Origin of the sequence: Pseudomonas sp. 2848 (genome assembly GCF_003253945.1) — a bacterium.
In the GTDB taxonomy this organism is placed as follows: domain Bacteria; phylum Pseudomonadota; class Gammaproteobacteria; order Pseudomonadales; family Pseudomonadaceae; genus Aquipseudomonas.
On sequence record NZ_QKZD01000026.1, the window covers coordinates 1 to 8,513 of the forward strand.

Annotated in this window: 2 protein-coding genes; both read right to left on the minus strand. The window is 66.7% G+C overall.

Going from position 1 to position 8,513, the window contains the following annotated elements:
- A partial coding sequence (locus tag DFS21_RS26360; RefSeq protein ID WP_111533458.1) for a non-ribosomal peptide synthetase occupies positions 1-5,252 on the minus strand: 5,252 nt, incomplete at its 3' end.
- A gap of 15 nt (positions 5,253-5,267) precedes the next feature.
- The coding region (locus tag DFS21_RS26365) for a non-ribosomal peptide synthetase (RefSeq protein ID WP_146603177.1) at positions 5,268-8,513 on the minus strand (3,246 nt) is incomplete at its 5' end.

The window sequence follows — 8,513 nt, forward strand, 5'->3', positions numbered from 1 at the left end:
ATCTCCCACACCGAGAAATCGAAGGCGTACGAGTGGAACAGCGTCCACACATCCTGCGGGCCGAAGCCGAACCAGGCATCGGTGGCTTTGAACAGACGCAGCAGGTTGTGGTGTGGCAGCAAGGTGCCTTTTGGCTTGCCGGTGGAGCCCGAGGTGTAGATCACATAGGCCAGGTTGTCCGGCTGGGTCAGGTGCTCGGGGTTTTCGTCGCTGTAGCCGGCCAGATCATCTTCCAGCTTCAAGCCGCGCACATGCGCCGGCACCGGCAGGTCGGCCAGCAAATGGTCTTGAGTCAGCAGCAGTGCGATGCCGCTGTCCTCCATCATGTAGCTCAGGCGGTCCTGCGGATACTCCGGATCCAGCGGCACATAGGCGCCACCGGCCTTGAGGATCGCCAGCAGGCCGACGATCATCTCGAAACCACGCTCCACCGCGATGCCCACCAGCACATCCGGCCCCACGCCCTGCTCGCGCAGCTTGTGCGCCAGGCGGTTGGCACGGCGGTTGAGCTGGTCATAACTCAGCGCCTGCCCGGCAAAGGTCACGGCGATCGCTTCAGGCGTACGCGCCGCCTGCTGCTCGATCAGCGCGTGAGCGCACTCGGTGCTTGGGTAACGCCGCACATTCGCTTGCCACTCCTCCAACTCGAGCGCATCGAGCAATGGCAACTGCGCCACGCGTTGGGCGCTGTCCTGGCAGATGCCCTGCAACAGATTGCGCCAGTACCTACCCAGACGCTCGGCAGTGGCCGGATCGAACAATGCAGTGGCGTAGGTCAGGATGGCGTTCAACCCCGCGTCGTGCTCGACCGTGTTCAGGACCAGGTCGAACTGGGTGCTGCGGTCTTCCCAACCCAGCCCCTCGATCCGCAGCCCGGCCAGTTCCTGGGCCATGCCGGGGTTTTCCGCCTTGTGGTTGAACAGCACCTGGAACAGTGGGCTGTGGCTCAGGCTGCGTTCGGGTTGCAGCGCCTCGACCAGTTGCTCGAACGGCAGGTCCTGGTGCGCCTGGGCCTGCACGGCGGTGTGCCGGACCTGTTGCAGCAATCCGGCGAAGGTGGTCTGCGGCGCGAACTCAGCCTTGAGCACCTGGGTGTTGACGAAGAAGCCGATCAGGCCCTCGGTCTCGGCCCGGTTGCGGTTGGCGACCGGGACGCCGACGCGCACCTGCGATTGACCACTGAGGCGGTGCAGCAGCACCTGGAACGAGGCCAGCAACAGCATGAACAGGGTCACGCCCTGTTGCCGTGCGGTGACTTTCAGCGCCTCGGCGAGTTCCGGCTCCAGGCGGATATCCAGGCGTGCCCCGGCATGACTCAGCTGCAACGGGCGTGGGCGGTCGGCAGGCAACTCCAGCACCGGTTGCTCCTCGCCCAGTTGCTGACGCCAGTAGTCGAGCTGGCGCGCCTGCTCGCCCGCCGCCATCCACTGGCGCTGCCAGGCAGCATAATCCGCGTACTGGAACGCCAGGGCCGGCAGTTGCGCCTCGGCGCCCTGACGGTACCCGGCATACAGACGCACCACTTCATCGACCATGATCGGCATCGACCAACCATCGGCGACGATATGGTGCAGGGTCAGGACCAGCACATGCTCGTCGGCGGCCAGGCGCAGCAGGCGGGCACGCAGCAACGGGCCGTGCTCCAGGTCGAACGGCTGCGCGGTCTCCTGCGCAACTCGCGCCTGAAGCGCCTCGCTCGCCACCGTCTCGACCGGCAGGTCGAAATCACCTGCGACATGGATCCGTTGCCAGGCCTGTTCGCCTTCCTGGTGGAAGGTCGTGCGCAGGGTTTCGTGGCGGGCGACCAGCGCGGCGAAGCTGCTGCGCAGTGCCTCGATATCCAGTTCGCCCTTCAAGCGCAGGGCCGACGGAATGTTGTACGCGGCACTGGCCGGCTCCAGTTGCCAGAGGAACCACTGGCGCTGCTGGGCGTAGGACAAGGCCAGCGGCTGGTTGCGGTCCACGACGCTGAACGCCGGCACCTGGCTGGCCGCGCCTTCGCCAGCGGCCTGAGCGAAGGCTTGCAGGTCGGCGGATTCGAACAGGCTGCGCAGCGACACTTCCACATTCAGGCGCTGGCGGATCCGCGAGGTGACCTGGGTGGCCAGCAACGAGTGGCCGCCGAGCTCGAAGAAGTTGTCGTGCAAGCCCACCTGCTCGACTTTCAGCACCTCGGCCCAGATCGCCGCCAGTTGCTGCTCCAGCGCCGTGCGTGGGGCCACGTAGCCTTGTTGCAGCTGGCTGGCATCCGGCTTGGGCAGGGCCTTGCGGTCCAGCTTGCCGTTGGCGGTCAATGGCCACTGGTCCAGCACCAGGAAATGCGTCGGCACCATGTAGTCCGGCAGGTTGGCTTTCAGGTGCTGTTTCAGCATGTCGCGCAGGGTTGCCTGGTCTGCATTCGCGTCCTGGGCGATCAGGTAGGCGGCCAGTTGCTTGCCCCCTGCCCCGTCGATATCCAGCACCAGCACTTCACGCACCGCCGCATGTTCTTGCAGACGCGCTTCGATCTCGCCCAGCTCGATACGGAAGCCACGGATCTTCACCTGGTGGTCGATCCGGCCCACGTACTCGATCACGCCCTGTTCGCGGTAACGCGCCAGGTCGCCGGTGCGGTACAGGCGTCCGCCCTCACTGGAAAACGGGTCCGGCACGAAACGTTCGGCGGTCAGCGAGGCGCGGTTGTGGTAACCCCGCGCCAGGCCGGCGTGGCCGACATGCAGCTCGCCGGTGCAGCCCTTGGCCACCGGGTTGAAATCGGCGTCCAGCACGTACATCGACAGGTCCGGGATCGCCGCACCGATCGGGCTGCCCGCCTGTTGCGTGTCGGCGAAGCGGATCGGCCGGTAGGTCACGTGCACCGTGGTCTCGGTGATGCCGTACATGTTGATCAGGTTGTCGCAATCCTCGCCGAAGCGCTCGAACCACGGCTGCAACGCGGCCACATCCAGGGCTTCGCCGCCGAAGATCACATAGCGCAGCGCAAGGCCGGATGCACTGTCACAGGCCACGCGCATCAGCGGTTTGAATGCCGACGGGGTCTGGTTCAGCACCGTCACGCCCTGCTCCACCAGCAACTGGTGGAAGTCCTCCGGCGAACGGGTCACCTCACGCGGCACGATCACCAGACGACCACCGTGCAGCAGCGCACCGAAGATCTCCCACACCGAGAAGTCGAAGGCGTACGAGTGGAACAGCGTCCACACGTCCTGCGCACCAAAGCCAAACCAGGCGTCCGTCGCCTTGAACAGGCGCAGCAGATTGTGGTGCGGCAGCAAGGTGCCTTTCGGCTTGCCGGTCGAGCCCGAGGTGTAGATCACATAGGCCAGGTTATCCGGCTGGGTCAGGTGCTCCGGATTCTCGTCACTGTAGCCAGTCAGATCATCTTCGAGAGACAGACTGCTCACCTGCGCTGGCACCGGCAGCCCGGCCAGCAAATGGCCTTGAGTCAGCAGCAACTGAATGCCGCTGTCTTCCATCATGTAGCTCAGGCGATCCTGCGGGTATTCCGGGTCCAGCGGCACATAGGCGCCCCCGGCCTTGAGAATCGCCAGCAAGCCGACGATCATTTCGAAACCACGCTCCACCGCGATGCCCACCAGCACATCCGGCCCCACACCCTGCGCGCGCAGCTTGTGCGCCAGGCGGTTGGCGCGGCGGTTGAGCTGGTCATAGCTCAACGCCTGGCCGGCGAAGGTCACAGCGATCGCTTCAGGCGTGCGCGCCGCCTGCTGCTCGATCAGCGCGTGAGCGCACTCGGAGCTTGGGTAGCGCTGCACATCGGCCGTCCACGCCCCCAGCTCTGCCGCATCGAGCAACGGCAACTGCGCCACGCGCTGGGCGTAATCCGCGCAGATGCCCTGCAACAGGTTGCGCCAATGCCGGCCGATGCGCTCGACCGTGACCGCATCGAACAGCGAGGTGGCATAGGTGAACGCCGCAATCAGCCCACCCTCGTGCTCGGCCGTGTTGAGGATCAGGTCGAACTGGGTGGTCTGCCCTTCCCAGCTCAAGCCCTCGACCTGCAGCCCGCCCAGCTCACGGACCATGCCCGGGCTTTCGGCCTGGTGGTTGAACAGCACCTGGAACAACGGGTTGTGGCTCATGCTGCGCTCGGGCTGCAGCGCCTCGACCAGTTGCTCGAACGGCAGGTCCTGGTGCGCCTGGGCCTGCAGCGAGGTTTCACGCACCTGCTGCAGCAACGCGGCGAAGGTGGTCTGCGGCGCGAACTCGGCCTTGAGCACCTGGGTGTTGACGAAGAAGCCGATCAGCCCTTGGGTTTCGGCACGGGTACGGTTGGCCACCGGCACGCCGACACGGATGTCGGCCTGCCCGCTGTAGCGATGCAGCAGGGTCTGGAAGGAGGCCAGCAACAGCATGAACAGGGTTACCCCCTGCTGGCGCGCCAGGGCCTTGAGCCCCTGCGCCAGGGAGGCATCGATATCGATGGCCAGGCGTGCGCCCTGGAAGTTCTGCACCGACGGCCGCGGGCGGTCGACAGGCAGTTCCAGCAGCGGCTGCTCGCCCGCCAGCTGCTCGCGCCAGTAACCGAGCTGACGCTCCTGCTCGCCCGCCTCCATCCAGTCGCGCTGCCACAGGGCGTAGTCGGCGTACTGGATCGGCAGCTCGGCCAGGGTTACCGGCGAGCCCAGGCGCAAGCCTTCGTACAGGCGGATCAGCTCGTCCACCAGGATCGGCGTGGACCAGCCATCGGAAACGATATGGTGCACAGTCAGGATCAGCACATGCTCTTCAGGCCCCAGCACCAGCAGCCTGACCCGCAGCAACGGACCATGCTCCAGGTCGAACGACTGCTGCACCTCGGCCTCCACGCGCGCGCGGATGGCTGCCTGCAGATCCGTCGAATCCGCAGGCACGAAGGGCTCCACCGCCAGCGCCACGGGCATTGGCGGATGGACGATCTGCAGCGCGCCGTCACCTTCCTGGCGGAAGGTGGTGCGCAGGGTTTCGTGGCGCGCCACCAGGCTGTCGAAGCTGCGCTGCAACGCCTCGACATCCAGCGCGCCCTTGAGCCGCAGCGCCGCCGGGATGTTATAGGCGGCGCTGTGCGGGTCGAGCTGCCAGAGGAACCACTGGCGCTGTTGTGCATAGGAAAGCGCTGCCCCGTCCGCCGATTCCCTTCTGAAGATCGGGGTGACCCCGTAGAGGTTGACACCCTGGCGCTTGAGCAAGGCTGCCAATGCCTTGCGCTCCCTGGTGGACAGCGACTTTACGGAGTCGAGCAGCTCTTGCACTTTGAATGTCTCCCGCTAAGCGATCAGATTATCTATTTCCTGTGCAGTAAGACGTTTCAAGGCCTCCAAGGATTTAGTCAGCTCGTCATGGGCGTTGGCGACCTGCCCCGACTTGCGCTCCACCACCTGGCTGAAGTCGGCCAGCGTGGCCTGCTCGAACAGCTCGTTGAGGCTCAGGTCGACGCCCAGTTGCTCGCGCACCCGGCCGATCACCTGGACGATCAGCAGCGAGTGCCCGCCGAGGTCGAAGAAGTTGTCCTGCAGGCCCACCCGCTCGACCTGCAGCACCTCGGCCCAGATCGCCGCCAGCTTGCGCTCCAGCTCCGTGACCGGTGCCACGTGGGCTGCCTGCAACTGGCTGGCATCTGGCAGCGGCAGGGCCTTGCGGTCGAGCTTGCCGTTGGGGGTCTGCGGCATTCGCGTCAGGCCGACCAGATGGCTCGGCACCATGTAGTCCGGCAGGCCGGCCTTCAGGTGCGCACGCAGCTCGCCGCGCAGCGCTTCCACGCTTTGCTGCGCATCGTGCAGCACCAGGTAGGCGGCCAGCTGCTTGCCGGCCGGGCCATCGATATCGATCACCGCGGCCTCGCGGATCGCCGGGTGCAACAACAGGCGCTCCTCGATTTCGCCCAGTTCGATACGGAAGCCACGGATCTTCACCTGGTGGTCCAGGCGCCCGACGTACTCGATCACCCCGTCCTCGCGGTAGCGGGTCAGGTCGCCGGTGCGATACAGGCGCGCGCCCGGCTCGCTGGCGAACGGGTCCGGGACGAAACGCTCGGCGGTCAGGCCCGGGCGGTTGTGGTAGCCCCGCGCCAAGCCGTCACCGCCGATCAGCAACTCGCCACGCGCACCTTGCGGCAGCACGTCGAGCTCACCGCTGACCACGTGCAGGCGGGTGTTGGCCAATGGCCGCCCCAGCCACACGTCGTCGCTGCCGGTCAGGTAATGGCAGGCCGACCAGATGGTGGTCTCGGTCGGGCCGTACACGTTCCACACATGACCGGCCTGGGCGATCAGGCGCTGGGCCAGCTCGGCGCTCAGCGCCTCGCCGCCGCACAGTACCTTCTTGCCGGCAAAGGCGCCGGGCGCCGCGGCGTCCAGCAGCATGCGCCAGGTCGACGGGGTGGCCTGGACGACGCTGACCGCCTGGGCCTGGATCACCGCCAGCAATGCCTGCGGGTCCTTGTTCACCTGTTCGCCCAGCAGCACCACGCAGGCACCGCGCAGCAACGGCAGGTACAGCTCGAGGCCGGCGATGTCGAACGACAGCGAGGTCAGCGACAGCACCTTGTCATGAGCATCGATACCCGGCTGGCGCGCCATGCTGCAGAGGAAGTTGACCAGCGCGTCGTGGCGGATGGTCACGCCCTTGGGCTTGCCGGTGGAGCCGGAGGTGTAGATCACATAGGCGAGGTTTTCCGGGTGTGCCAGCGGACGCGGGTTGTCCTGGCTGTACTCGCCCGGCAGCGCCTGGTCCAGGCACAGGCAGCGCACCTGCGGCGGGACCGGCAGGCGTTGCACCAGGCTGGACTGAGTCAGCAGCAGCGCAATGCCGCTGTCCTCCATCATGTAGGCCAGGCGGTCCTCGGGGAACTGCGGGTCCAGCGGCACGTAGGCGCCACCGGCCTTGAGCACCGCCAGCAGGCCGACGAGCATGTCCAGGCTGCGCGCCACCGCGATCCCCACCAGCACATCGGGGCCGACGCCCAGGCTTCGCAGGTGGTGGGCCAGGGCGTTGGCGCGCTGGTTCAGTTGCGCGTAGCTCAGCGACTGCTCGCCCAGCACCGCGGCGACGGCCTGCGGCGTGCGGGCAGCCTGTGCCTCGATCAACTGCTGGACGGTCTGCCCGCGCGGGTAGTCGGCGGCGCTGTCGTTCCAGGCGTACAAGGTGCGTTCGCGCTCCTCGCGGCTCAGCAACGGCAGTTCGGCGACGCGCTGCCCGGCGTCCTGGCAGATGCCCTGCAACAGGTTGCGCCAGTGCTCGGCCATGCGCGCTACGGTCGCCGGCTCGAACAGGCTGGTAGCGTAGGTCAGGGTCGCGCTCAGGCCGCCTTCGTGTTCGGCAGTGTCCAGGGTCAGGTCGAACTGTGCGGTCTGCTTGTCCGACACCAGCCCCTGCAGGCTGAGGCCCGCAAGTACGCGGGATTCACCCAGCACCTGGGTCTGGTGGTTGAACATCACCTGGAACAGCGGGCTGTGGCTCAGGCTGCGCTCGGGCTGCAGGGCTTCGACCAATTGCTCGAAGGGCAGCTCCTGATGCGCCTGGGCGCCCAGGGCGGTGTGCTTGACCTGTTGCAGCAGTTCGTCGAAACGAATCTGCGGCTGGAAGCGCGCATCCAGCACCTGGGTGTTGACGAAGAAGCCGATCAGGCCTTCGGTCTCGGCCCGGGTGCGGTTGGCCACCGGCACGCCGACACGGATGTCCGACTGGCCGCTGTGGCGATGCAGCAAGGCCTGGAACGAGGCCAGCAGGAGCATGAACAGGGTCACGTCATGCTGCCCGGCCAGCGTCTTGAGCTGGGCAACCAGGCTTGGCTCAAGGTCCACCGGCAGGCGCGCACCCTCATATTGCTGCACCACAGGGCGCGGGCGATCGGTGGCCAGTTCGAGGATCGGCTGGGTGCTGCCCAGGCGCGCCTGCCAGTAGTCGAGCTGGCGCTGTTGTTCGCCGGCTTCCATCCACTGACGCTGCCAGGCCGCGTAGTCGGCGTACTGGAAGGCCAGCGCCGGCAGTTGCGGGGCCTGGCCTTGCAGGTGGCTTTCATAGCCGCGCACCAGTTCGTCGACCAGGATCGGCATCGACCAGCCGTCAGCAACGATATGGTGCAGCACCAGTACCAGCACATGCTCGTCGGCGCCCAGGCGCAGCAGGCGGGCGCGCAGCAACGGGCCGTGTTGCAGGTCGAACGACTGGCGCACCTGGGTCTCGACCCAGGCCTGCACGCCGGCTTCGTCCAGGCCTGCCGTGGTGATGTCCAGCGGCGTTTCCAGCCGCGCATGCACCACCTGCTCGGCACTGTCGCCCTGCTGGCGGAAGGTGGTGCGCAGGGTTTCGTGACGGGCGATCAGCGCGGCGAAGCTGCTGCGCAGTGCCTCGATATCCAGTTCGCCCTTCAAGCGCAGGGCCGACGGGATGTTGTAGGCGGCACTGCCCGGTTCCAGCTGCCAGAGGAACCACTGACGCTGCTGGGCGTACGACAGCACCAGCGGCTGGTTGCGATCCGCCACGGTAATGGCGGGGGCCTGGCTGGCTGCACC